The sequence below is a fragment of the Parafrankia sp. BMG5.11 genome, from assembly GCF_004337455.1.
Map to the genome: position 1 here is coordinate 158,009 of NZ_SJXI01000077.1, position 26,738 is coordinate 184,746.

At 72.0% G+C, this 26,738-nt stretch carries 16 protein-coding genes; 6 read left to right on the forward strand and 10 right to left on the reverse strand.

What is annotated here, in order from left to right:
- Positions 1-451 precede the first annotated feature (451 nt).
- From E0504_RS39155 to E0504_RS39175, 5 genes are all read left to right on the forward strand, one after another.
- Positions 452-1,798, forward strand: coding sequence for a serine/threonine-protein kinase (locus E0504_RS39155; protein WP_131626878.1), 1,347 nt, complete (start codon positions 452-454; stop codon positions 1,796-1,798).
- 91 nt (positions 1,799-1,889) lie between these two features.
- Complete coding sequence (locus tag E0504_RS39160) at positions 1,890-2,873, forward strand: MoxR family ATPase (protein WP_112106781.1); 984 nt, start codon at positions 1,890-1,892, stop codon at positions 2,871-2,873.
- Positions 2,870-4,033 (forward strand): DUF58 domain-containing protein, encoded by a 1,164-nt coding sequence (locus E0504_RS39165; protein WP_235014081.1) that lies wholly within the window; start codon positions 2,870-2,872, stop codon positions 4,031-4,033. The genes E0504_RS39160 and E0504_RS39165 overlap by 4 nt, the downstream gene beginning before the upstream one ends.
- The gene (locus E0504_RS39170; protein WP_131626879.1) at positions 4,030-6,552 is read left to right on the forward strand and encodes a transglutaminase domain-containing protein; all 2,523 of its coding nucleotides are present in this window, start codon (positions 4,030-4,032) and stop codon (positions 6,550-6,552) included. Before E0504_RS39165 ends, E0504_RS39170 begins: the two co-directional genes overlap by 4 nt.
- A gap of 89 nt (positions 6,553-6,641) precedes the next feature.
- On the forward strand, positions 6,642-9,647 hold the full coding sequence (locus E0504_RS39175; RefSeq protein WP_131626880.1) for a PKD domain-containing protein: 3,006 nt from the start codon (positions 6,642-6,644) through the stop codon (positions 9,645-9,647).
- 50 nt (positions 9,648-9,697) lie between these two features.
- Here the strand turns inward: E0504_RS39175 and E0504_RS39180 are convergent, their stop codons facing one another.
- The 9 genes from E0504_RS39180 to E0504_RS39220 all read right to left on the reverse strand — a co-directional run bounded on the left by E0504_RS39180 (position 9,698) and on the right by E0504_RS39220 (position 23,861).
- The gene (locus tag E0504_RS39180) at positions 9,698-11,959 is read right to left on the reverse strand and encodes a DEAD/DEAH box helicase (protein ID WP_235014082.1); all 2,262 of its coding nucleotides are present in this window, start codon (positions 11,957-11,959) and stop codon (positions 9,698-9,700) included.
- A complete protein-coding gene (gene brxD / locus E0504_RS39185) occupies positions 11,959-13,299 on the reverse strand; it encodes a BREX system ATP-binding protein BrxD (protein ID WP_112106785.1) in 1,341 nt (446 codons plus the stop codon). The genes E0504_RS39180 and brxD overlap by 1 nt, the downstream gene beginning before the upstream one ends.
- Entirely contained in the window at positions 13,296-16,277 is a 2,982-nt protein-coding gene (gene pglZ / locus E0504_RS39190) for a BREX-2 system phosphatase PglZ (RefSeq protein WP_112106786.1), read from the reverse strand. The genes brxD and pglZ overlap by 4 nt, the downstream gene beginning before the upstream one ends.
- Positions 16,274-20,161, reverse strand: coding sequence for a phage resistance protein (locus E0504_RS39195; protein WP_131626881.1), 3,888 nt, complete (start codon positions 20,159-20,161; stop codon positions 16,274-16,276). The genes pglZ and E0504_RS39195 overlap by 4 nt, the downstream gene beginning before the upstream one ends.
- A gap of 185 nt (positions 20,162-20,346) precedes the next feature.
- Entirely contained in the window at positions 20,347-20,607 is a 261-nt protein-coding gene (locus E0504_RS39200; protein WP_112106788.1) for a Txe/YoeB family addiction module toxin, read from the reverse strand.
- Positions 20,604-20,861: a type II toxin-antitoxin system Phd/YefM family antitoxin gene (locus E0504_RS39205; protein WP_112106789.1), complete on the reverse strand. Its 258-nt coding sequence runs from the start codon at positions 20,859-20,861 to the stop codon at positions 20,604-20,606. The genes E0504_RS39200 and E0504_RS39205 overlap by 4 nt, the downstream gene beginning before the upstream one ends.
- 235 nt (positions 20,862-21,096) lie before the next feature.
- The gene (rnhA, locus tag E0504_RS39210; RefSeq protein WP_373693987.1) at positions 21,097-21,600 is read right to left on the reverse strand and encodes a ribonuclease HI; all 504 of its coding nucleotides are present in this window, start codon (positions 21,598-21,600) and stop codon (positions 21,097-21,099) included.
- A 193-nt stretch (positions 21,601-21,793) separates the two neighbouring features.
- Positions 21,794-23,101, reverse strand: coding sequence for a PQQ-binding-like beta-propeller repeat protein (locus E0504_RS39215; RefSeq protein ID WP_131626882.1), 1,308 nt, complete (start codon positions 23,099-23,101; stop codon positions 21,794-21,796).
- A gap of 265 nt (positions 23,102-23,366) precedes the next feature.
- A complete protein-coding gene (locus E0504_RS39220; RefSeq protein ID WP_131626883.1) occupies positions 23,367-23,861 on the reverse strand; it encodes a hypothetical protein in 495 nt (164 codons plus the stop codon).
- A gap of 176 nt (positions 23,862-24,037) precedes the next feature.
- Here E0504_RS39220 and E0504_RS39225 point away from each other — a divergent pair, with 176 nt between their 5' ends.
- Positions 24,038-25,171, forward strand: a complete 1,134-nt coding sequence (locus tag E0504_RS39225) for an RNA-guided endonuclease TnpB family protein (RefSeq protein ID WP_131626896.1) — start codon at positions 24,038-24,040, stop codon at positions 25,169-25,171.
- A gap of 63 nt (positions 25,172-25,234) precedes the next feature.
- On the opposite strand, the gene E0504_RS39230 is transcribed toward E0504_RS39225, so the two are convergent.
- On the reverse strand, positions 25,235-26,335 hold the full coding sequence (locus tag E0504_RS39230; RefSeq protein ID WP_243657823.1) for an ATP-binding protein: 1,101 nt from the start codon (positions 26,333-26,335) through the stop codon (positions 25,235-25,237).
- Between the last annotated feature and the right edge of the window lie 403 nt (positions 26,336-26,738).

A 26,738-nucleotide genomic window follows, 5' to 3' on the forward strand; every position in this document is an offset into this window, starting at 1 on the left:
GGGCTGAAGATGTTCCGATCGAGGAGATTTCCCGGCGGCCAGGTGTGGTCCCGAACAATCTGTGTCGTGCCTTCGACGCCATCAGATCCACACCACGTTCCCGGGGCCTCCCGGATCGCCAGCGCCGCCTGAAGGGAACTCTCCGCACCGCGATCTTCAAGGGGCATCACCTGGAGCACTGGTAGTTCGAGTGACCACCGACGGACGGATCTGGTATCTGGTCGACGACGCGAATCGGACGGTACCGCAGGGGCCAGCGCGAGGTCAGCCGGCGCCGGAGGGCCGGCGCACCGACCCTCCGGCGCCCACCTGGCCAGTAACGCGAACCTTCATCCTGTCAACAGACGCGCTATGGAACATCTGGCACGGGGTGTTCTGCGATAGTGGAGTGCTCGGCTTCCGTGGGCCTTCCGGCCGCGGCGCACTGCACTTTGCCTGGGGGGGCGACTTCTTGACCGGCAAGCGTGACCTGCTCATGGCTGCATTGCCGGGATATGAGATCCGCGGAGAGATCGGCCATGGAGCTTTCGGTGTGGTTTTATCAGGCCAGGACAGGCTGCGCCGGGAAGTAGCCATCAAAATTGTGCACGGGTTGGATGGCGCTGCCGACAATGCCGAAACGGAGGCGCTCACTCTCGCCAGGCTTGACCATCCGCATGTCGTGCGGGTGTATGACTACATCCGGCGGGACGGCCTCGCGCTGATCGTCATGGAGCTGCTCGACGGTGGCACGCTGCGCGCGCGGGCCATGCGTGGGCTGTCCACGGAGCAGGTGTGTGCGATCGGCCTGGCCACCGCGGCGGCGCTCGGCTATGCCCACGAGCGGGGCGTGCTGCATCGGGATGTAAAGCCGGCGAACGTGCTGTTCACGAAAAGCGGGCGGCTGAAGGTCGCCGATTTCGGGATCGCCCGGGAATACACGGGCTCCGCCCTGCAGACCACAACGGCAGTCGGCACCCCGCGGTACATGGCACCGGAACAGTTCCTGGCCGGGCGGCTGGGCCCGTTCACCGATCTGTACGCGCTTGGCGTGATTCTCTACGAACTGCTCGCCGGCCGGCCGCCGTTCCGGGCGTCGCCGACGGAGGCGCAGTCGTTCGAGGGGCTCCGTCGCAGCCATCTGGGTGCGCCGCCGCCACCTCTGCACGGGTCACCCGCACCACTCGGTGCCGTCGTGCTGCGGGCGCTGGAGAAGCGCCCCGACGACCGGTACCGGACAGCGCGGGACTTCTCTGCCGCGCTGGCTCGCGCCACCTACGAGTCGCTCGGCCCGGGCTGGCTGGAGCGCGCGGGCCTGGTCCTGGACCTCGATGACGATATCCGCGCTCTCGCGGCCGGCGAGGAGATCACGCTCCGGGTCCCGGCCCACGGCTCCGGCGCATTCCTGGACGTCGGCGCGATCACGCAGATGCCGGAGGACCCGGAGCGCACAGCTCTGGCGAACCGCATCGAGCCGCCCGCACCACCACAGCCACCACGGCCGCCGACAACCCCACGGCCACCACGGCCACCGACAACATCACCGCCACCGACAACACCACGGCTACCGACAGCACCACGGCTACCGACAGCACCACGGTCGCTGTCGCCGCCGGTACCGCGAGCGCTCGCGCAGCCGGGCGGTGCGGTCCGGGCTCCGTCCGTGCTGCAGCAGGTTGTCGGCGATGAACCGCGGGTCGTGATCCGCACCGGATCCGACGCCGAGTACCGCAGGTTCGGGTACCGGACGGCGGTCGTCGCGGTGGTGCTCCTGGGCGCGCTCTGCCTGCTGGTGGCCATGGTGCTGGCTCTGACCTGATGACGGCTCTGGCTGGATGACGGCTCTGGCCTGGTGATGGTGCGCAGCGGCGGGACGACGTCCGCCGCGTTCGATTCGGGGGGGAAAACCAATGACGGAATCTCTGCTGGACGCGAGCGAGGCGGCCTGGTTCGCCGAACGCGGCGCGGCGCTCGTCCGCAACGTGGAGACGCTGATCCGGGGCAAGACCGAGATCGTGCGGCTCGTCGCCGTGTGCATGGCGGCCGAGGGCCACGTGCTGATCGACGACGTCCCCGGGACGGGCAAGACGTCGCTCGCGAAGGCGGTGGCGAACTCGATCGCCGGCACGATGCGACGCATCCAGTTCACGCCGGACCTGCTGCCCACCGACGTCACCGGCGTGCAGGTGTGGAACGCCGGGGCGAGTGCGTTCGAGTTCCAGCCGGGCCCGGTGTTCGGCAACGTCATCCTGGCCGACGAGGTGAACCGTGCCTCGCCGAAGACGCAGTCGGCATTGCTGGAGGTGATGGAGGAACAGCAGGTCACGGTGGATGGCGAGCCGGTCCCGGTGCCGCGCCCGTTCGTCGTCGTGGCCACCCAGAACCCGGTCGAGCACGGCGGGACGTACGACCTTCCCGAGGCACAGATCGACCGGTTCATGATGCGGCTGACGATCGGCTACCCCGACCACGCTGCCGAGGTGGAGGTGCTGGCGAACCGCCGCAGCGGCCAGTCCGCCGCCACCGTGCCGCCCGTGCTGACCATCGCCGACCTCGAGCGCATGATCGGGATCGCCCGCCGGGTGCATCTGTCCACCCAGCTGCTGGGGTACATCGTGACCCTCGCCGCCGCGACCCGGCACCGACCTGAGGTGCGTCTCGGGGTGAGCACCCGGGGCGCGCTGGCGCTCGCCGCCGCCGCGCAGGCGCACGCGGCCGCCGACGGCCGCACCTACGCGACCCCGGACGACATCAAGGAGCTGGCGCCGTACGTGCTCGCGCATCGGGTGCTGCTGCGCCCCGAGGCCGAGATGTCGGGCCTGCGCGCGGCCGATCTGCTGGGCGAGGCGATCGCCTCGATCCCGGTTCCGAACCAGCGGTTGGCCAGCCGTTGATCACGAGATCCGGCGCCACGATGATCGTGGCTGCGGGGGTGCTCGTCGTCTCCGGGATCCTGCTCGACTACCCGGAGCTGGTCGTTCTCGGCCTGGGCGCGGCGGCGGTCGTGGTCGCGGCCGCCGGCTGGATGCTCGCCCGGCCCGACGTCACCATCGAGCGGGAGATCCGTCCGGACCGGGTTGCCGAGGGCGAGGTGGCACGTGGCGTCCTGGTGGTGACCAACACGGCGCGGCGGCGATCGCCGCCGATCGTCGCCGGCGAGTCCGTGGGCGGGCAGCGGGTCGGGATCGCGGTGGCGAGCCTGCCACCGGGAGGCCGCCAGCAGGCCGAGTACCCGCTGCCGACGACGCGGCGCGGGGTGTTCGAGGTGGGGCCGCTGACCCTCGGGCACGCTGATCCGCTGCGGCTGATGCATGTGCGGCGGGGGTTCCCGTCCCGCTCGGTGCTGCGGGTGTACCCGAAGCTGCTGCCGGTCGTGCCCCTGCCGACCGGCGGCTCGCCGGACCTGGACGGGCCGACGACGGCCGCCGCCGCACCCGGCGGGGTGGCCTTCCACGGCCTGCGCGACTACGTTCGCGGCGACGACCTGCGGCTCGTCCACTGGCGCTCGACCGCGCGGACCGGCACCCTCATGGTCCGCCACAACGTGGTGCCGCGGGAGCCGCGGATGCTGGTCGTGCTCGACACCAGCGCCGCGCCCTACTCTGACGGACCCCGCTTCCGGGACGGCTGCTTCGAGGACGCGGTGCGCATCGCCGCCTCGCTGGCCGCCGCCGCGGTGACGCACGGCTTCCCCATCGAGGTGCGCACCACCGGTGGCCTGCGCGCGGTCGCGGAACGCGGCGAGGCCGCGTCGATGGCGGTCCTCGACCTGCTCGCCGGCGTCGAGACCGACGCGGGCGACCCGGGCCTGACGACACTGACCGGGATGGTGCCCCGCGACAGCGGGGTGGTCCTCGGAGTCGTGACCGGTCAGACCTCCTCGGTGGCAGGCGCCGTGGTGTCGACGGTCCGCCCGCGGTTCGCGATGGTGAGCCTCATCCAGGTCGGTGCGGTGCCGGGACGACCCGGTCCGGTGGTGCGGGGCGCCCTGGTGCTCAACGTGCGCACCAGCGAGGACTTCGTGGCCGCGTGGAACACACAGGTGGCCCGGTGACCGGCCCACCCCTGGAGGACATCTCCGACGAGGCCACCCTGCGACTGCCCCCGCCGCTTCCGGTCACCGGCGCGGACGTCCCCTCGAAGGCCACCTCGCGCCAGCGCACGCCCACGCCCACCACGCCCATGCGCGGCGCACCCGAATCCGATGGCGTGCCCGTGGTGCCGGCGGCATCGGCTGGGACGGTGCGGGGGCACCATCGCGTGCAGGCCGCGGTGATCGTTCTGTTGATGGTGCAGGTGGCGGTGGCCTACCGCGGCTTCTTCGCGGGCACCGGCTTCCTGCTGTCGCTCGGCGGTGCGGTGCTGCTGGCCGGTGTGCTGGCGGCGGCGACGTCCAGCCGGCTCCGGAAGATCGACCTGATCGTGCCGGCCGCCGCCGGCGGCTGGCTGGTGTATGCGCTGGCCGTGCTGTTCGGTGGTGCCGGCCCGGCGGCGTTCGCCGGCGCACTGCGCGAAAGCTGGGCGGATCTGCTCACCGTCGGCCTGCCGGCGGACCCGACCGGCGAGCTGCTGCTCGTCCCGAGCCTGCTGCTGTGGGCGGCCACGTTCGCCGCCGTCGTACTCGCCGGCCGCACCGAGTCGGTGCTGCTCCCGCTCCTGCCGACGGTGCTCGCTCAGGTCGCCACCCTGGTCGTCACGGCCGCCGGTGGACGTTCGCAGGTGCCGCTCACCGGCTGCTTCACCTTCACCGCCCTCGTGCTGGTGCTGTTCAGGACGTCCCAGGCCGACGGAACGAGCGCGGGCGCGGGCACCGGCTGGTCGACGTTCGGGCTGCCCCTGGTCGCCGGCGCTGCCGTGGTCGCCACCGTGGGCGCGAGCGTTCTCCCACTCGCCGACGGCGACCAGCGGTTCGACCCGCGGGAGCACCGGACGCCACCGGTCGAGGCGGTGTCGTTGCTCGACCCGCTGGCCCAGGTCCAGGTCCAGCTGCGGGCGAACCCGCCGCGGTCGCTGTTCACCGCAAGCCTGTCCGCCACCGGCGGACGGCTGCCCGTCGACCGGCTACGGATCGCCGCGCTCGGCGACTTCGACGGGGCGACCTGGGTCGACGACGGACTCTTCCTGCGCGCGGGCGGCACGCTGCCCCAGGACGGCCCGGCCGTGACGGCCCCCACCACTCGGGTGGGCCTGGATGTGTCCTTCGAGTCGTGGGGCCAGACGCTGCTGCCGGCGGTCGGTGTGCCGGTCGCGCTGCATGGGCGGGAGGTCTCCGTCCAGGCCGGATCGGGTGCTGTCGCGGCGACGTCCATCCCCCGCGCGGGGGATGGTTACCAGCTCCGCGCCGAGGTCTCCACCCCCGGCGCGGAGGATCTCCGCCTCGCCCGCGCGGCGGTCGGACCCGCGACGGACCACGTGATGGCGCTGCCGCCCGGGCTCGCCCCCGAGTTGACCCAGATCGCCGACGAGGTGACGGGCGCGGCGGCGACGCCCTACGACAAGCTCGTCGCGCTGGAGCGGTACCTGCGTGATCCGCGACGCTTCCCCTACGACGGCGACGCCCGTCCGGGCCACTCCTACGGCGTCATCGCCCGGTTCCTCGGGGCCGGGGGCAGTCCGACGGGCACAGACACCGGCACCGACGTGGACGTGGACGCGGACAGCCGCGGGTATGCCGAGCAGCACGCCGCCGCGTTCGCCGTCCTCGCCCGCACCCAGGGGTTCCCGACCCGGGTCGCGGTCGGCTACCTGTTGGACCAGCAGTCCAGCGACGGCCACGGGGTGTTCCACGTGACGACCCGGCAGGCCCATGCCTGGCCGGAGGTCGCGCTGGAGGGGCTCGGCTGGGTTCCGTTCGAACCCACCGACATCAGCCGGCTCGGGCTCGCCCTACCGCCGGTCGACCGCCCGATCACCGGTGACACCAGCCAGCAGGAGTGGAGCGTGGACGTGGTCACCCCCGTCGTCGTTCCCCAGCTCGACCCGGCCGGCGCGTCCACCCGGGGCGGGCCGGGAACCGGCCGGAGGTGGGCGTGGCTCCGCTACCCGGCGGCGGTCGCCGCGATGGCGCTGCTCCTGCTCGCGCTGGTTCCGGCGGAGAAGCGCCGCCGCCGCCGGCGACGGCGCCGCGTCGGCACCCCGACCACCCGGACCGAAGCCGCCTGGCGGGAGGTCGGCGACCGGCTCGCCGAGCACGGTCTGACCGGCGCCGCCGCGCTCACCCCACGGGAGGCCGCGGCCCGCGCCGGTGCGCTGCCCGACTGCGCCCCGGCGGCGCACCATCTCGGCTCGCTGGCGCCACTGGTCACCAGGGCGCTGTTCGCCGCGGCCGAGCCGGGCGAGGACGACGCCCGCCAGGCCTGGCAGCTGGCCGACCTCACCATCCGCGATCTCGGACGTCGACCTGACCGCCGCTGGCGTGGGCACGGCACACGGATTCGGGCGGCCTTCGACCCCCGGCCGCTGCTGTCCCGCTCCGGCAGGTCGGCATCGTCCCCGGCAACACAGCGGAGATCTTCCCCCGGCACGGTCCGTCCACCGGCCCACACAGCACACGCGGCAACGAGACGACGGTGATCATGCGGAGCCTGAGACTGGCGGCGGCAGGGCGAGTCAGGGCCCGGCCGAGGGCCCGAGCCGGCGTGCGACCGAGGGCGCAAGCGAGTGTGCGGCCGGCGAACCTGCTGCGGCTGACGGTCGCGGTGGCGTTGCTCGCCGGCGGGGTGGTGGTGCTCGTCGGCCAGGCCGGCGGGGTGCCGGGGCGGCTGCTCGCCGTCGAGAACGGCGCGGCCTGGCTGGTGTCGTCCGCGACCGGCCAGGCAGCGCTCGTCGACGGCGCGTCGTCCCAGGTGGTGACGAGGGTCGCCGTCGGCAGCGGAGAACTGACGTCCACGCAGTCAGGGCCGGACGCCTACATCGTCAACAGCACGGCGGGCAGCGTGCTGCGGGTCGACGGGGCGACGTTCGAACCCACCGACCCGGTGCGGTTCGGCACGGGCCAGCGGCGGCTGCGGGTGTTCCCGACCAGCGGCGCCACCTTCGTCGTCGACAAGGAGTCGGGGCTGGTCACGACGGCTGACCCGGGCACGCTGCAGGCACGGGGGCTGCAGTCCGTCGCGGCGCGGGCCGGGTCGGGCGGTGCGGTCACCGACGCCGCCGGCCGGCTGTGGCTGATCGACCGCGGCAGCGGTGATGTCGTCCGGCTCGACGACCGTGGCGGGAAGGCCCGGGCATCCGCCGGTGTCACGGCCGGCGGCCGGCTGGTCCTGGCCGGTGGGCGGCTCACCGTCGTCGATCCGACCGCGCGCACCGTGCGGACACTCGGCGACGGCGGCGAGCCCGGTGCCGGCGCCTGCCTGGAGACGGCGCCCGCCGACAGGTCGGTCGTCGTCGGCGGCGGCCAGGGCAGGCCCGAGGTGTACGCGGTCAGCGGTCAGCGCGGGACGCTGGTGATCAGCGATCTGACGACGGGACGTTGCGACACCGTCGTCGACCTCGCCGCGGCCGGCCATGACCTCGGCGAGCCGCGGGAGGTCGCGGGCCGGTTGTTCCTCCCCGACTTCACCGACGGGCGGGTCATCGTCGTCGACATCGGCCAGCGCCGGGTCGTCGGCCGGCCGGAGGTGCTGCCGGCGGGCACCCGGTTCGAACTGGTCGTGCAGGGCCCGTTCGTGTTCTTCAACGACCCGTCCAGCTTCCGGGCCGGTGCGATCCGCCTCGACGGCAGTACGCGGGTCGTCGAGAAGTACAACCCGGACCGGCCGGGCGCCGGCCTCACCAACGGCGCCGGCAGCGGAGACAACAGCGACGGTGGAGGCGCCGGTGACGGCGCCGACGGTGCGCGGTCCGAAGCGGCCCCGTTGCCGGACACCGCGGCAGCCCCGCCGATCACCCGGACGAAGACGGCACCGGACGCCGTCGCGGTCGACGATCCCGAGGTCACGATCCAGGTGTCGGCGGCCCGGGCGCGGATCGGCCAACCGGTGACCCTGCGCCTCGCCGCCCGGGACGGAACCCGGGTCGCCGGCGCGACCTGGTCGTTCGGCGATGGGACGACCGGCAGCGGCGGGCAGACCAGCCATGCCTGGTCCCGGCTCGGCGAGTATCTGGTCGTCGCGCACGCCACCCTCGCCGACGGCCGGCACGCCACCCCCGCCGTGTACCTCACCGTCGACCGCACCGGCACGCCACCCGTCGAGGGCAGCGTCGAGCTCCCGCCCGGAGTGGCGCCGACCGACCCGGTACCGACGGACCTGCTGGTCGCGCGGCTGGCGGTGACGCCGGCCAGCGGCGAGGCTCCACTGCAGATCAGTGCGGACGCCTCCGCCTCCACCGCCGGTGCGTCCCCCGTCGCCGGCTACTCCTTCGACTTCGGCGACGGGGTCCGCACCGGCGGGCCGGGGGCCGCGGCGAGCGCCACCCACACCTACGAGGCCGCCGATCCCGGCGCCACGTTCGTCGTGTCGGTCACCGTGACCGACGAGGCCGGCAACACCAGCCGGGCCAGCCAGCAGATCACGATCACCGAGTCGGGGGCGCCACCCGTCCCGACGATGACGGTGACCCCCGCCGTGGACCGCTGGCGCGTCGAAGCCCAGGCCGGCACCGGTGCCGGCGCCCAGACGGCCCGGTTCGGTCTCACCGCCGACCTGGCGGACGTCGAGGTGACCCCGATGTCGGACACGACGTTCGATGTCATCCCACCGCCCGACTGCGCGCCGTTCACGGTGACCCTCACCGCCTACGCCGCCGACGGCACCGCCACCGCAGCCTCCCCGCAGACGCTCGACCCGCAGACGCTCGACCCGCAGACGCTCGACCCGCAGGCCGCGGGCCTGTGCCCCGTCGACAGACCGGTGCTCGTGAAAAACCCCCCCGACGGCTTCGGCTTCAGCATCGCCGTCAAGGACCCGGTGACAGACGGGTCGATCACCTACTCGTGGTCCTACACGGCCGCCGGCGGTGACGACGGCAGCTACAGCGCGCAGGAGCAGGCCAACCAGATCGGCTTCCGCACCACCGACTGCCGCCTGTTCGACGTCACGGTGACGGCGACCGGGCCGGGCGGCACCGCGACCTCGGACCCGGTCACCGGGATGGGCTGCACCGTGCCCGACCCGGTCGTCATCACCCGGTCGGTCATCGGCCTCCAGATCACCTGGACCTGGGTCCTTCCGTCCAACACGCCTGTCGACGGCTACTACATCTCGCACACCTACCCGAGCCCGCAGGGCGCGGATGGCGACGGCGGCTTCACCCCCGACCCGGGGACCTCCTACACCGTCAACGGCGAACCAGGAGGGACCTACGGGATCGGCCTCGAAGCGAGCAACGCGGCCGGCAGCTCGTCAGCCCAGGACGAGGTCGCCCTGCCAGAAGACGGCGACTCAATATCGCCACCACCGGGGGACCCGACAGACGATCCGCCGCCGGATCCGGTCCCGGGCGACGACCCGACCACCCCGCCGCCCGATCCGGTCCCGGGCGATGATCCGACCACTCCGCCGCCCGATCCGATCATCCCGGATCCGACCACTCCGCCACCGGGAGGAGACCGGCCGGAACCGGAACCGGAGCCAGAGAGCACGCCGCCACCGCCACAACCCGCGCCGACGACGGAGCCACCACCGCCGCAGACGGATCCGCCCCCAGCGGCCGCGGCAACCGGCTGACGCATCCCGGCGCCGGTGGCGGGATCGCCGCCACCGGCGCCGGGCGCGTACTACGAATCCCGCCGGCTGGTGTACCACCGGACCGGTTCGGCGAGAACCGCCTTCGCGCTGGACAGGTCGGCCAGGCGGGTGGCGAGGGTGGCTTCGGCCAGGCGTGGGGGCAGGGCCGCGTTGAACTTCAGACCAGCAAGGGCCTGCTCGTCCACATGGGGCAGACAGAGCCGCTTTTCCAGATCCGGAACGGCGGTCTTCCACATGGCTGGGGTCAGGTCAGAACGTAGCCGGATGAATGCTTCGTCGGGGTTCTGGCGGGGGTCGGCGAGGTCGCCGAGGGAGGCGGTGAGGGTGCGGTTGGCGAGGTGGCCGGCCCAGGTCCACCAGCGGACGTCGGCTTCCGACTCGCGCACGATCACGGTGCCGGCGGGGTGAACGAGGTCGGTGTGCTTCTCACGGATCTCGGTCAGGCGGGCGGCGGCGCGTTTGGTCATGGCGACCTGGGGGTCGGCTCCGAGAAGGACTTCGCGTATGGCTCTGACCATGGTGAAGGACAGTGGGGGCAGGGTGCTGGTCCAGCGGGCGCGGCCCCCGCCGTCGGCGGGTTCGACGAAGCAGCGGCGGCGTTTCCAGTCGGTGTGGGTGACACGCCAGCTGCGGCCGGCGAGCAGGAGCAGCCGTGGGCCTTCGACCGGGTCGCACAGGAGCATCGGGTCGGTGCGGCCGATCTCGGTGCGGCCGGAGAGGACGGTGAACTCGGGTGCCGCGGTGAAGACGGCGGTCAGCTCGGAGAAGTGCCGGTGGCCGAAGCGGCGTTCGGCTTCCGGGCCGACGAACAGCATGCCGCCGTCGGAGTCGAGGAATCCCAGGCGGACGAGGTGACGGACGATCGGTTCGGCGGACCGGTCGAAGGGCGCGAGGCCATTCCATTCGTCGGCCCAGAGCCGGTCACCGACCTTGTTCTCCTGCAGGCAGTAGGCGAGCAGTTGCTGGGCGACGATGTGCCGTGGCTCGGGTGGGGCGACGACCGGTTCGACCCAGCCTCGTCCCCACAGCAGCAGCAGACCGGCGGCCTGGACGAGCGCGTCCTCGGTGAGGGTCAGGAACAGGCAGTTGCGGACGGTTCCTGGCCGGCGCCCGGTCCGGCCGAGGCGTTGGAGGAACGACGCGACCGAGCCGGGGGCGTTCAACTGGATCACGCGGTCGAGGTCGCCGACGTCGATGCCCAGTTCCAGCGTGCTGGTCGCGACGATCACGCAGTCGCGGGCCTGGGCGAACGCCTCCTCGGAGCGGCGCCGCTCGTCAACCGACAGGGACGCGTGCGAGAGGAACGTGGTCACGCCGCGGGCGCGCAGTTCGCTGCCGAGCTGTTCGACGAGCTGCTTCGAGTCGCAGAAGACGAGCCGTTTCTCTCCTGGGTGCAGCGTGGCGAGTATCTTCGCCGCGTTCGGCACCGAGCCAACGTAGTCAAGCTCGATCTCGCCCGGCGGCGGACCGGCCGCCGACGCGGTCGCGCCTGACGTGCCGGTCGTGACCGACGTGCCGGTCGCGAATGGCAGGTCGGGCGCGACCACAAGTCCGGGCCGGCGGCCGACGCCGGAGCCCTGGAGCCAGTGGAGCAGGTCGGCCGGGTTACCGACGGTCGCGGACAGGCCCACGACCTGCAGCTCGGGCCGCTCCGCGCCTGAGTCGGCCGCTTCGGCGGTGATGATCCGTCGCAACCGTTCCAGCACGGCCAGCAGGTGCCAGCCCCGGTCGTCGCCGGCGAAGACGTGCACCTCGTCGACGATCACAGTCCGTACGCCGGCGAAGAAGCCGCGATGGTCGGTGCGGACGCTGACCAGCATCGCTTCGAGTGACTCGGGCGTGGTGAGCAGGACGTCCGGCCGTTCGCGGCGGATCCGCTCCCGCCTGCTGGTCGTCACGTCCCCGTGCCAGACGGCAGCCTGGCGCCCGAGCCAGCCGGCGTACGTCTCCAGCCGGGGAGCCAGGTTGTTCAGCAGCGCCTTGAGCGGACAGACGTAGAGAACGGACGTGCCCTGCCAGTTCTCGAACGCCATCCGTGACAGCGTCGGGAACATCACCGCTTCGGTCTTCCCCCCGGCCGTCGGTGCCAGCAGCAACGCATCCGACCCGCCGAGCAGCGGCGCCACCGCGGCCTCCTGCAACGGCCGCAACCCGGGCCACTGCAACGAGTTCACGATGTGGTGCAGCACCACCGGATGCAGCAGGTCCGGCGCGTCCGACGGTGCGGCGTCCGGCGGCGCGGCGTCCGACAGGGCCGTTTCCGACGATGCCGGGTCCGGCCGGTCCGCCATTACAGGTCCAGGTCGATGTCGTCGGCGGACGAGGCGGCCCGTCCCGCGAGGTTGCGTTCCAGATCCGTCATCTCGGCCGTGTTGAGAGTCAGCGGGTAGTCCCGGCGCGGGTCGAAGTCTGCGTGCTGGTCGACGCGGTCGAGAACGTCGGCGACGAGCTTCTTCAGGAACAGCCGTGGCGCGACGCCGACCTTGCCGCCGAGCCGGCCCGCGACCGCGCCGGCCAGCTCGGCGAGGTATGCGTCATCGACCAGCCTTTCGATGCGGGCCGCGGCCTCGGGCGAGGCGCCACCGACGAACAGCCCCCGGACCCGCCCGCCGAGCTCGACGAGCGACGCCTCGGTGAAGCCGGTGAGCCGGAGCTGCACCGCCCGCGGATTGTCGAACCTTGAGTCGGTCGAGAAGTCGGTCGCCAGCCGCTGCGCGAGCGGCGCGAGCCGCTGCACCCCCTGCGGCCCCTCGTAGAACGCGGGTGTTCCCGTGATCACGAGGTGCAGCCCGGGGAACCGGCCGCCCTGCACCTCGTCAATGAGCTGGCGCAGCGAGTTCAGCGCCTTGTCGCGCGCGTCGGACCGGACCCGCTGCAGCGTCTCGACCTCGTCCAACACGACGAGCAGTCCCTTGTACCCGCTGTCGCGCAGCACGACGAGCAGCCCCTGCAGGAAGCCCAGTGCCCCGAAATGGTCCAGGTCGCCACGGACACCGCCGGCCCGGCGGGCACTGGCGGCGACGTGCGGCTGCCCGCCGAGCCAGGCAAGCAGCGCCGACGCGGTCGCCTCGTCACCGGCGACGAGCGCGGACCGGTAACCGCGCAGCGCGGCGGCGAACGCCGGCGCTGTCCGACCGACGTCGAGCAGCCGCCGGTCGAACAGCTCGCCCACTGCCTTCTCCAACGCGGCCGGGTCGTCGCCTGCCATGTCGTCGGCGGCGAGGACGTCCTCCTCCAGCGCGTAGAACCAGCCGTCGACGACGTTGCGCAGCGCGCTCGGCGGGAACGTCGACGTGGCGAGCCGCTCGGTGAGCCGCCGGTAGACCGTTTCCAGCTTGTGCAGCGGCGTCTCGTTCTCCGAGATCTGCACCTCGGCCGTCGCCAGCCCCGCCCGCTTCGCCCGCTCGGCCAGCCACCGGGTGAAGAACGTCTTCCCCGAGCCGTACTCGCCCCGCACCGCCTTGAACACCGACCCGCCCGACGCGACCGCGGCCAGGTCCTCGGCCACGGAACGCTCGAACCTGGCCAGCCCCACGGCCAGCAGATCCAGCCCCGCGGCCGGCACCGCCCCACGCCGCAGCGCGTCCAGGACGTCGCGCCGCCGCGCGGCGCTGACGGCGGCGCCGGTCACGCGGGCAGCCCGAACTGCTGGCGCAACAGGTCCACGTTGAGCCGCAACGTGTGCCCGTCGTCGAGCGGCTCCAGCACCGGGTAGTTGTCGACGTTGAAGACGCGTTGCAGGTTGACGGCGAAGCCGGCGGCCCGATGCGGCAACTCCCCGGCCCGGTCGGCGACGACGGTGGTCGCCAGCGTGCCACCCGCGTCGAGCAGCGCTCGCACCGCCGCCTCGACCTTCTCGACCGGCACCCGCCGGGCCAGGCCGCTGAGCTGGGATGGGAACAGCTCGCTGGCCAGCAGCGCGGCGACGAGCACGTCGACGCCCGTCGCCGGCGCGGCCTCGGCTGGCACTGGCGACGCGGCCGGCGACATGGCCGGCGACGCGGCCGGCGCCGCCTCCTCCGGCAGGTCGAACAGCGCGGGGCCGGCCTGCGCCTCGGCCGCCCTGGGCCGCCTGCGCGGCTGCGCCGCCGGCGCGACGACGGGAGCGGCGTCGGCAGGGCGCCGACCGACGAGCACGGTGTCGCCGCCGCCGAGCCCACCGAGCAGGTCCTGCTGCTCCAGTGACCACCAGCGGGGCCGCTGGTCGGGCAGCAGCCGCCAGCCCGCCGGCACATCGCGGCTCGTCGACGCCGCCGACAGGCGGAACGGCAGGAACGCCAGCACGGGCACGGTCACCTCCGCGGCCGACGCGCCGCCGTGGTAGCCGCCCTTGCGGCCCCGGTAGTGCAGCTCCGGGTCCCAGAGCGCGACGATCCGCTCGCCGGGCACGAGCACCCGCGACCCGGTGAGTGCGACCTCGCCGTCACGAACATCCGGGGAGACACCGTCAACCGGGATGCGGTGCCGAGCCGAGATGGCGTCCTCGGCAGCCAGTGCCGACGCGCCGTGGTCGAGAACGTGGCCGTGGTCGCTGGTGAGGATCACGGCCCGGCCCGCGGTCCGCGCGTAGCGCAGGATGGTGCGCAGCTTGCCGACGTCGGCGAGGCTCCAGCCGCCGTCGTCGCGCTGCCGGCCGGAGTCCAGCAGGTCGTCGATGGTGTTGATGACGACGGCGACGAGCGGGGTGTTCGAGGTCAGCTCGTCGCCGAGCTCCCGGTCGAGCGCGGAGCCCGGCGTGCCGTCGAGGTCGGCGTGGTGGAACAGCCGGACCGCGCGCCGCCGCCAGCGCGGGTGAGCCTCGAACTCGCTCTTCTCCTTCGCCTTGTCGCCTGTGAGGAGGCGCCCGGCGAGCAGCGAGGCACGCGACCTGTCCGTCACGGTCGGCAGGACGGCCAGCGCGGTCCGCCGCCGGGCGGCGCCGCTCGCGCTGTCGCCGAGCGGGTCGCATTCCTCCCACCGCTCGCGGCGCAGTGCGGCGGCGAGCTGGATGGCGACGGCGGCGCTCATCCCGTCGAGCACGACGAGCAGGGCCTTGCCCCGGGCCGTGACGACGGGGGCCACCACGCGGTCGAGGACCTCCTCGATGCCCAGCGGCGCGCCCTCGGCCTCGCTCGGCAGGCGGCCGGTCGTCGTCCAGTCCGCAAGCAGCCGGGCGAACCGGGCGTCGAGGGCATGCCGCCGCCGGAGCGCGGCCCGGTACAGGTCGCCGTAGACGGCGCCGACGGTGGGCGACGGGTCGCCGACGGCCAGCTGCCCGAGTGCCACGTCGGCCCAGGCCGCGTCGTCGAGATAGCCGTCGAGCGCGGCGGCGAGCGTGCCGGGGCCGTCCACCGGCCGGCCGGCGAGCCAGCCGGCGACACGGGCCGCCATCTCGGCCCGCTCGACCTGCCCGGCCTCAGGGCCGGCGAGCAGATGCGCCCGCAGGGCGTCGACGGCGGACGCGACCTCGCGGGCCGAGCTCTGCAGGAACGTGTGGTGTACGCCGGAGTCGGCGGCAGCCAGAAAACCGCGCAGTGTCGTGGCGACAGCGGACAGCCGGTCGTCGAACCCGGCCCGCAGGATGTCGCTGGTCGCGCCGGCGGCCCGCGCGTCGAGCTCGTCGAGCAGCCGGTCGGCGGTGTCCAGTAGCCCTGCCAGGTCGTCCGGCGTGTTCATCCCGGTGCGGACGGCCTCACGGACCGCGTCGGCGAACCGGCGCATGGTCTGGTCGTCGAGCTGGGTGTCGCCGAAGTAGCGTTCCACCCGGCCCTTCGCCCGTTCGACGGCCGCGGCTTCCAGGCCGGCGCGGCGGCCGTCCCTCCCGGGCCACAGGCAGTCGCAGACCAGGCCGAGGGCCAGCGAGCGTTCGCCGTTGCCGGCGGCGACCAGCGTCGTCAACGCGCGCCCCGCGTGCCCGGTTCGCTCCCGCAGGAACGCGGTGATGCCGGCGCGCTCGTCGTCGCCGAGCCGGCGGAACGCCTCGGTCGCCCCGGGAACCGTCGTCCAGCGCAGCAGCGTGGCGATGTCCAGGTCGGCGGCACCGAGGCCCAGCTCGGTCAGGCCGAGCCGGACGGCGGTCAGCTCCGCCAGCGCGTCCTCGAGGCTGAGGACACCGCCTGGCCGGCGCGGCCAGCCAGCCGCCGGGCGTGCCTCCAGCAGCGCCTGCGCCATCCACCGGTAGGCGTGGGCGTGCAGCCGCGGGTCGAGCTGGGCGGCGCCGAAGTCCTCCAGGACCGCGTTCCACGGCTCGATCACGTCGACTCGCTGGCGGTGGACCTGAGCGAGCACGGTGTCGCCCAGGGTCTCCTCGTCGGCGTCGGTGAGCAGCACGAGCCAGCCCTCGGGCACCGGCTCCCGTCCCCAGCGCGCGATCTCCTCGAGCACACCGAGCGGGGAGACGCAGGCGATCACCCGGATCGGCCGACCGCCGACCAGCAGCTCGCTGGGACCGGGCCACTCGGGCTGCGCCCGCACCAGCAGGATCCGCGCCAGCAGGATCCGTGCCCGCTCGCCGGCGCCGGCCGGCCCGCGCAGCAGCCGGGTGACCCGGTTGACCAGCATCGCGCTCGTGACCAGCGGCGCCGGTGTGCCGGAGCCCACCGGCCCGGCCGCGGGTGACAGCACGCTCACCGTGCCGGGCGCCAGATGATCTCGATCTCGCCGGGCTGGTCACCGACGTATTCACGGACGGCGGCGAAGGCCCGGTCCAGCTCGGCGGGCCGCACGCGCCACTGCCGCTGGGCCGGGGGACTGGTTCCCTGCCCGGGATCCGCCGTGCCGTTCCCGCCGATCACCTCCGACGGCTTTCCGGTCTGCGATTTCACCTCCGGCTGCGGAGTGGGGTCGGAGCGACGCGGTTCGACGTGTGGCGCGCTGACGGCCCGGCGCATGAGCTGGGTCGCGTCGGCCCGGGCGTTGCTCAACACGCCGGCGAGCGGGGTCGTCAGCTCGTCGGCGGCGCCCGCCTTCCGGACGCGCCCGAGGATCTCCTGGGCCTCCGTCCGGTAGGGCTCCTGCAGGGTGGCGATCATGCCGAACATCTCACCCCACGGGGCGGACGTGACGGCGCCGGCGACGGCCGCGGCGCGGCTGATGCTGAGCGCGAGCCGCTCCGCCGGACCCGCGAGATCGGCATGCGCCAGCCGCACGACGATCTCCGTGCCGGCCTTCGGCCCGTCCAGGGCCGTGACGAGGTCGTGGGCGGCCCGGGCGGTCCGAAGGCGTCCCGTGGTGGCTCCGGCGGGCTCGAGGGCACACCCGGTCCGTGGATCGAGACCGAGATCGGAGGCGTGTGCCTCCAGCGCGGTCACCAGGTCCCGTGTCGCGGTGAAGTGCTCCCGGGCCTTCTTCGTCAGCTCCTCGGCGAACGTGCGGATCAGCCGGCCGCGCCGCAGCGGCGGCGGCTGCACCCCGAAGAGGACCTGAGCCCGCTGGCAGGCGGCAGTCCAGTCCTCGGGAGCCGGTAGTGGCTGCTCGCGCAGCGTCATGTCCTTGATCCCGGCCGTCAGCTCGGGCGGGGCGGGCAGGATCCCGCCGTACCTGTACCAGGCGCGGTCGGTCTGCTCGGCGAACGCGTTGACGATCAGCGCCGCGACCGGGCTGTCCAGGCCGCGGGGCTTCGGCTCGTCGATCCACGTCAGCAGGTCGGCCACCCGCAGCTCGCCGTCCGCACCGCCGGAGCCGCCGGTGCTACCGGAGCCGCCGGCCGCGGCCTGCGCCGCCTTCCGGGTGAAGTGGTCGACCCACTCCCGGCCGAGTTCGAAACGCGCCTCGTGCATGGTCCCGAGGCCGAGCGCCGGCGCGATCCGCCGCATCGGCAGCCGGTCGCTGCGGATGACCTCGACGGAGTTGCCGTCGGCCTCGGCCGCCTTCGCCACGTAGGAGAGGACGAGCTTGAAATCGGCCGGCCTGGCGGGCTGGCCGGTCTGGTCGGGGTCGAGGTCGGGGTGGCCGGGGAACTGGTCGGCCAGCAGATCCCCGGCGAGCCGCCGCGCGGCTTCCCGGAACGTCGCCCCGAAGGCCAGCGTCGGGGTGAGCCCCGGCCACAGGGCACGCAGCCAGTCCGAGTAGTCGGTGACGTCCTGCTCCTCGCGCTTCGCCAGCCCATAGGCCATGCGCAGCAGGGTGCGGGTCTTCGTCAGCAGCGCGTCGTACCGGCTCTTCAGCACGCCCCGGGCGCGCTGCCGGTCGTCGGCGCTCAGGTGCTGGGCGTGGCTGTCGAACCGGTTCCGGTTGAGCAGGTGGTCGAGCCGGACGAGCATCCCGAGATCGGCGAGCCGGGCGGCGGTCAGGTCCGCCGGGATCCAGCAGACCGTCCGGTGCGGCGTCCCACCGCCACGCAGCCGTTCGACCCGGGCCCGCGCGTCCACCGGCGGCCGGCCGGCGTCGTCGAACGGATAGTCGATCACCAGCCGCCACGACTCCGGATCGGCCGGTTCCAGCTGGTCGTCACGCAGCTCCGAGCCGCGCAGCGAGCCGAAGACGACCTCGGCGGAGCGCCTGGAGCCCCGCCACACCAGGTCGAGGCGGTCGCCGTAGGCGTCGTCGGTGACGGTGACGCCCAGCTCCTCGCCGAGCAGCCTCCTGACCAGAGCGCGGCGGTTGCCGCCGCCGTCGTAGGCGATCGTCTGGCTGAGGATGCCGTCGATCTCGACGTCGACCAGCTCCAGGCCGACGCCCGGATCGCCGCCCTCGACCGGCAGGAACTTGACCTCGCCGAACTGGCCGGCCCAGCGCTCGACCTTCTTCCCGACGACGCCGGCCTCGCCGCCCGGGATCGGGCTCGTGATGCTGCCGTGGTTGAGCGCGGAGAGCCGCCGCGGCGTCAGGTTGCGCAGCGCCGGCACGCTCGGCGCCAGCGCGGAGAGCAGCAGCGTCTTGACCAGCCGGTCGTCGGCGGTGAACCGGCGGACCTTGACGGCCAGCTCCCCGTCGACGGCGGCGCCGGTCGCCTGGCCGCGGCGCACCCGGGCGAGGACGTCCTCGTCGAGGCCTTCTGCGTCGAGCAGGTAGGGGCGCAGCTTGCGGTTGTAGAGCCGCTGCGCCGCCTCGAACTCGACCTTGAGCACGTCGGTGAACGGGGCGTCCCCGCCCCGGGTGATGACGTCCCACAGATCGCCCAGCGGGATGACCTGGCCCAGGCGCAGCTCGTCCCGCTGCGCGACGAGCAGCTGGCGCATGAGCTTGAGCGCGGTCCGGTTGCGCTGCAGGGCGGAGGAGACGTGGACGAGCGTGTCCATGAACGCCGGGCTGAACGGGTAGGAGAGCCTGAACGCGTCCCGGTCGGCGCCGAGCTGGGCCCCGCCGCCGAGCATCGTGTCCCACACCTCGGCGCGGACCTTCGCCGTCGTCTCGAACGCCTTCTCGATCCGGGCCGCCGCGGCGGTGTCCTTCGCGCGCAGCAGCCGCCGGTTGGCGATCAGCGGCAGGTTCCGGTCCTCCAGGACGATCTTGTCGAACCGGCCGTCGGCCAGCGTGAGCACGTCGAGGAAGCTCAGCCGGACGTCGCCGGCGATCGACTCGCCGACCAGTTCCCGCAGGTCACGCTGCCGGGCGATGAAGCTGACGACCGGGATGGCCCGGGCGCCGAGCCCACCCTCGACGAAGTTCGTGACCTTCTGGACCTCCCGGGAGACGAACGCCTGGTCACCCATGTTGTTCGCGAGCCAGAGGATCAGCTCGTCGAGGAACAGGACGACCGCGTCGTAGCCCAGGTCCTTCGCGTGCCGGGCGATCTCGCTCAGGCCCTGGTCGAGGGAGATGAAGCCCTCGGCGTCCTCGCGCAGGTCACGGTAGGTGTTCGGGAACCAGGTCGAGAGCAGGTCGGAGGTGAGCCGGCGCCGTGCCGCCGCGTCCGCGCCGGTCGGGGCCAGGGCCGCGTCCAGCTCGGCGGCCGTCCAGGAGGCGTCGTCGCCCCACTCGTCCTCCTCGGCCTCCTGGCCTCCGCCCGAGCCTGCGCGGTTCAGTTCCGTGAGGAAGGCCGCGTCGCCGACCTTCGCCCGCAGGCCGCGGGCCTCGTCGAGTAACGCCTCGACCCGGTGCACCGCCGGGATCGGCGCCTCGGGGTGCAGCGCGCGCAGGCGGTCGGCGTAGCCCCCGAGGACCCGCTGCTCGATCGACTTCGCGCCCAGCATGTGGAACGGGACGAGCAGGAACTTCTTGCCGGCCAGGTCGCCGTCGTGCTTGCCGAGCACGGCGGCCAGGTCGTCGAGCGCCCGCGCGGCGGGCTCGCCGCGCAGCAGCGCGTGCAGCACCGCCATGAAGTGCGACTTGCCGGAGCCGAACGAGCCGTGCAGGTAGACGCCCTTGGACGCGCCGGTGCCCACCGCCTGCGCGATCAGCCCGAGCGCCTCGTCGAAGTTGTGCACCAGCCGGTCGGTCAGCACGTAGTCGCGCATCGTCGCGGCCGCGTCGGCCACACCCTCGGTGAGCTTGAGGACGAAGTCGCTGTCCGACGACCGCTGCGGGATGTCGATGACGTCGCGCAGCAGCGGCTGAGACGACGGGCTGGTCATACGGCCCCCGGAGTCGGTCGTGCGAGTACTGGTCTGCGAGTGCGTCGGGCAGGAACGGCGCTCGCCGGATCCGCCCGCATACGGATCGTACGGACAGGGTGTGTCAGGTTGCACGAACCCGCCGAGTGCGGCGGGCACCTCGACCGCGGCGGCGTCCGGGCGTCGGAAGGAAGCGGTGGGCTCGGCTACTGATAGTGGTAGCGGCAGGAGATGATCGTGATCTGGCCGGGCTCGACCGCGTAGACCAGGCGGTGTTCGTCGTCGATCCGTCGTGAGCGCAGTCCCGCGAGGTTGTTGCGCAGCAGCTCGGGCTTGCCGATCCCCTGCCCTTCTGGATCGCGTTTGATGTCCGCGATCAGGGCGTTGATGCGTTTCAGTGTCCTGCGATCCTGACCCTGCCAGTAGAGGTAGTCCTCCCAGGCGTGGTCGGTCCAGGCCAGCTTCACTCGTCAGGGCCCAGCGGGCGTTCGATCGCGTCGCCTGCGCGCCACTGCTCGACGCTTTCCGCCAGCCGCCGCGCGTTCGCGGGCGTGCGCAGCAGGTAGTTGGTTTCCACGATGGCGTCCCAGTCTTCCTTGCTCACCAGGACCGCGTTGCCCCGTTTCGAAACGATCTCCACCGGTGTGTGATCGGTGTTGACCTGTTCGATCAGGGGAAAGAGCGTCTTGCGTGCCTCGCTGGCACTGATCGCCGCGACCATCTGGCCACCTCCCGAGGATCCAATCGTACCGGATATGGTACCAGCTCGGGTGGCCTTCGTCGGCTGACCGCGTCCTCGGCGAGTCCACTCCCCGGCCTGGGGCGGGTCGGCCGCGGACCGGGAGCGGTCCCCGAGCTGCACGTGGAGTACCGACGGGCGCTCGCCCCAGCCTGCCTCGCACTGTCTCGGCAGGTAGGGACACGCCTGGGGTTCCAGGTTCACGACCGGCTGCGGATCAGCCAGGGCGTCGGCGGGCTTCGGACAGTCCGCGGTTCGCGAGCTGGTCGGCGAGCTCGTTGCCGGGATGGCCGGTGTGTCCGCGTACCCACAGCCATTCGATGTCGTGCGCGCCCACGGCGGCGTCCAGGCGCTGCCAGAGATCCACGTTCTTGACGGGTTTCTTCTCTCCCGTCCGCCAGCCGTTCTTCTTCCAACGGGCCAGCCATCCGCTTATGCCGTTACGCAGGTACTGGCTGTCGGTATGGATACGCACAGTCGACGGGCGGGTGAGGGCCTCGATCGCCATGATGGCCGCGAGTAGCTCCATGCGGTTGTTCGTGGTGTCGGCAGGCTCACCACCACAGATGGTTCTCTCATGCCTGCCGTAACGCAGGACCGCACCCCATCCGCCGGGCCCTGGGTTGCCCTTGCAGGCGCCGTCGGTGAAGATCTCGACGACGGCTGCACCGTCGCCGTGCGGTTTGCCGTCTCCGCTGGCGGCTCCCGCCGATCGATCCACGGATATGGGCGACCGGAGCACTACGGGTGGCTTCCGCTCGACACCGTCCGTGATCTGCTCGTTCTGATCGATCAACCGTTGCCTCCAGCCCCTCGGTGGAGGCCAGGGAACACCCCACGACGCGAGTTGTTCGCGGGTCCAGCCTCCTGCCGGCGTTCGCGCGGCCCTTACCCGTCTCATGGGATGAGAGCCGTCAGCCGTCGGCGGGAAACGCCCAGAGATCTGACTCGTTCGGATCCAAGGCGAGGCCCACGTTACCGTTCACGATGAAAGGTGCGGCTCCCGGTGCGGTGGCTCGGTCCTTTCCGGTCCGGGCGTCGAGGATGACCGGGCCGCTCCGCGTCGTTCCATAGACCGCGCCGTGCCAGGCGCTGGTGATGGTGGGTGCCACCCTGTTCGCATCGCTGTCGGGGAGGCCCCACAGCCAGGAGCCCGTAGTGGTGTCGAACGCGGCGGCCCATGGGCTACCGAAGAGCCCCTGATAACAGACGGTCACCGAAGCACCGTCATACTGGCAGTTGACGCCGTTGTAGCTGCCGGTTCTGCGGTCCTTGACCGTCCCGGTGGCGGCGTCCAACAGACTGAGGAAGTTCTGGCTTCCCAGCGTCTGCCCATAGGCAACAACGAGCGATGGACCGCCGGGAAAGATGCTGACGTCGTGCGCGCTCTCGGTGTTCGTCCAACGAACGCCGCCGTCGGACAGGGACAGCCCGGAAACCTTGGCCGGAAAGGACTCCGACGGGACCTCGCCGACTGCGGTGTCGCCGGCGACGACGCGTGCGGCGAAGTCGTCCTGCTTCCAGCGGATCTTTCCGCTGGTCGCGTCGATGGCATAGGTGGTGGCGTCGGGCGAGTCTCCGAAGCGTGAGACCCGGACGAGCACGGTGCGTCCATCGCTCCAGACCGGTGCCGCAGCCAATGCGCCGGATGTCTGGCTCGCCCACTGTTCCAGCGGAACGGTGGCGCGCGAGACCGGTCGGGCGCCAGGTGCCTCGATGCCGACGAGTTCGACGCTGCGATGACCCGGTGTCGTCCCGCTGCCGGGTATGTCGACGATGAAGGCGGCATACACCCGTCCGCTGCCTGACTCAGGTCTGATCGGAGCACCGAGCTGCTGGCCGGTACGTGTCTCGACGACGAGAAGGTGGTCGGTGGCGGCGATGTAGGCGACCGTGCCGACGAGAGCCACCGGAAGGGGCCTTCGTAGGTCGCCGCCGATGTTGAAGGCGCCCTCGCTGGCCTCATCCGGCAGCATTGCCGCGGCGTCCCGGTTGAAGTGCACCGGCGGGTCGTAGCTCCGAGCAGGAGGAAGCGGCCTGTCGGTCGTCGGGGCATCTGCCCCGGCGCCGCCGCGGGACGGACTGGGGTGCTCGATGTCGAAGTCGCCGCCTCCACAGGCAGCCACGAACATGAGTACGCAAGCGATCGATGCCAGTAGCCGAGCGGAGCGGCGCACCGTGCCCGCGCTCCTTTCGTCGGTGAGAGCGACGATGTCGAACATGGAGAGATTACCGCAAAGCGTTGCCGGATGGTTACGTTCTGAGTGGATCTGACGGCTGGGCTGTGACCGACCTGGCCCACGTTGATCGCTCCATCTGCCGCTTCCGCCCCATCGAGATCCAGGCCGGCGAACTCACCCTCACCGCCCCATCACCGCCGCCAATCCGCTACTCGACGCCCTCGACAAGATCGACGGATGTGTTCTGGCGCAGGCGACCTGCGGCGTCCGGCACGATTCGTGCCGCGCGGCCGCGTTCTGCTCGGCGCTATCCCCGGAACAGGGTGACCGGGCGGCCGGCTGGGCTGGTTGTGGCGGTGATGGTCGTGCGCTCGTGGATGGGGGGAGCCGTCGGCCGGCGGTCGAAGAGGAGCAGTACGCCGGTGTCGAGGCCGAGGCGGTCGAGGTATCCGTCGAGCTGGACGAGTGCGGAGCCGAGGGGGTCGGCGTCGCCCTCGGCGCGGACCTTCAGCTCGATGGCCTGGCGCTGCACTGCCTGGGCGCCCTCGGGGCCGCGGTAGGGCCAGGCGACGAGGAGGTCGAGCCGCCCGCGGCCCACGCCGTACTCGCGCAGGACGGTGCCACCACCCGGGGGACCCGACGGATCGCGAAGCGATCTGATGGGAGTACGCACCACCCGCTGGAGGTACGCCTGGAGGACGAGATGGGGAGCGGCCTCGTGGTAGACCTGCTGCGAGACGAGGATGTCGCCGTTGGCCTTCCAGAAGGCGGCGAACTCGGTGAGTAGACGGGTGAAGTCCATCCGGCCGTCGGGAAGCACATAGGCGCGGGGCCGGGGGACGTCGGTGGCGTATTCCAGGACGCCGTCGGTCAGGGCCCGGACGATGACCGTGGAACGTAGCGCGCAGGCCCCGTCCTTCAGGGCGGGGACAGCGCAGCAACGACAGCGTGACAGGCAAAGACGGTATCCTGTTAGCTATGGGGAGCAGGGTGGTGAAGCGGGCGTACCGCTACCGCTTCTACCCGACCCCAGAGCAGGCCGCCCAGCTCGCCCGCACCTTCGGCTGCGTCCGCTACGTCTACAACCGGGCACTCGCCGAGCGGTCTCGCGCGTGGTTTTCCGAACGGTGTCGCATCACGCACGCCGAGACCGACAAGATGCTCACCGCGTGGAAACGGGACCCGGAGACGGCATGGCTCGCCGAGCCGTCGAAAGGACCCTTGCAGGCCACGCTACGGCACCTTCAGTCGGCGTTCGTGAACTTCTGGGAGAAGCGGGCCGGCTACCCGTCCTTCAAGAAGAAGGGCAGGACCCTCGATGCGGCGACCTACTTCCGGAACTGCTTCACCTACCGGAATGGGAACATCACACTGGCCAAGCAGGACCGGCCGCTGGACATCGTCTGGTCGCGTCCGCTGCCCGACGGCGTGGACCCGTCGCAGGTGACGGTGTCGCGGAACAGCCGCGGCCAGTACCACATCTCGATCCTGGTCGAGGAGACCATCACCATCCTGCCTCCGACATCGGGGCAGGTGGGGATCGACGCGGGGATCACGAGTCTGGTCACTCTGTCGACCGGGGAGAAAGTCACCAACCCCCGGCACGAGCGTGCCGACCGGGCTCGGCTCGCACGCGCACAGCGGGAACTGTCCCGCAAGGAGAAGGGCTCGGTGAACCGGGCGAAAGCCCGCGCGAGGGTCGCGAAGGTCCACGGCCGTATCCGGGACCGTCGCCGGGATCATCTGCACAAGCTGTCCACGAGGGTCATCCGCGAGAACCAAACGGTGGTCATCGAGGACCTGTCCGTCCGCAACCATGCGCTCGCACGGGCGATCTCCGACGCATCGTGGTCGGAGCTGCGGACGATGCTGGAGTACAAGGCCGGCTGGTACGGCCGCACCGTGATCGCGATCGATCGTTTCTACCCGAGCAGCAAGACCTGTTCGGCGTGCGGGTCGATCGTCGAGAAGATGCCGTTGAACGTCCGGGAATGGGCCTGCCGCGGCTGCGGCACAGTTCACGACCGGGACGTGAACGCGGCGCGGAACATTCTGGCCGCGGGGCTCGCGGTGGCTGCCTGTGGAGATGGAGTGAGACCGCCTCGCTCCTGAAGCGAGGAGGCGTCCGTTGACGAAGCAGGAACCCGCATCGCGAGGTGCGGGAATCCCCGGCATTCATGCCAGGGAGGATGTCAACTCGTTGTAGATCGGGTTGGCCGGGCGGACAGGCGGGTCCGGGGCGAGCAGGCCGAGGTCGCGGACGTACTGGATGTCGTCGTTCTTCGGCCGCTGCGTCGGCGGGGTGCCGGTGATCAGCGGTTCGATGATGGCGCGGACCCGGGAGTCGTTGAGCTTGTCGACCAGCGAGTCGAGGTGAGTGGCCCGGGTCTGGATGAGGCGCTCCGCAGCCTTCTCCACGTGCTCGGCCGTGATCGGGGTGGGCGCCCGCACGGCCATCCCGACGATGATCTCGTTCGCGAGCGCGTTGACCAGCCAGGGCTGCCCGTCGGTCAGTTCGAACGCCCGCTCGACCGCCCCGTCGGTGAACGGCTGCCCGGTGTCGGACGTGTGCTGACCGTAGAGTTCGCGGATCTCGTCGAGAGTGAAGTTCCCCAGCCGCAGCGACTTGACGATGATGTTGAACGGGCTGGGGCCGCCGAGCCGGTCGGCGTTCCCGCCGCCGGCGGTCCCGGGGACCCGCGGAATCGCGAAGCGATTTCGGGGGTGGCAGTCGCGGAGATCGCGCAGACCGCAGAGAGCGACTGACATCGGGAAGTTCTCGGGCCGGCCGGTGGCGCCGCTGCGCAGCTGGCTGAGCACGCTGATCAGCGTGCGGCCTTCCAGGGCGTCGATCTCGTCGAGGACGAGCACCACCGGCCGCGGGCAGGCCCTCGACCAGGCCGCGAGCGCGCTGCTCAGCAGCGCCCCCGCAGGTGCCTCCGGCCCGGCCGGCGGGCGGAGCTCGGCGGGCAGGGCGTCGGCTGCCCTCTCCTGGAGGGTCCTCAGGACGGCGCGTTCCGCCGCGCCGACGTCGTCGGGCCAGGGCCGCCCAGGCTCGCAGGAGGTCAGCACCGCGGCGTACCGGCCGCTCGCGGTCAGTTCCTGGGCCAGCGCCCGCAGCGTCGTCGTCTTCCCCGTCTGCCGGGGAGCGTGCACGACGAAATAGCCATGCTGCGCCACGAGGCCGGGCACCTCTGGGAGCCGTGCCGCCGCCGGGATCATGTAATGAAGCGCGGGGACGCAGGGGCCAGCAGTGTTGAACCAGCGAGTCATCATGCACCGCCTTCCCTCGGCTGCCAGCACGGACCGATCAGTGCAACTCTACGGACCGCTACCGCAGGTAGACGGGCTCGATGCCTTGCGGATCGCGCGGGTAACCGGGTCGGAGCGTTCGACGGCCATCCTCTCGGATGTGGCCCGGACGTTGGTGCCCTGGTGCTCCCGTCCGGGGCCGCGGGATTTCCGGGAAACGATGCTGGCGTAACTGCGATCGCATGCCCTGCTACCAGGCCGAGTATCGCGGCTCCCCGCGAGGCAACGGCGCATCTGGGCTGAATCCGCTTGCCACGGTGGACTACCTCGTTTGGTCAACAGATGGCCAACTCGGCTATTGATTATCGAACGTCGCGAATCGGATGATCGAGGGATGATCCGGTTCAGGTGTGGTGGGACTACCCTG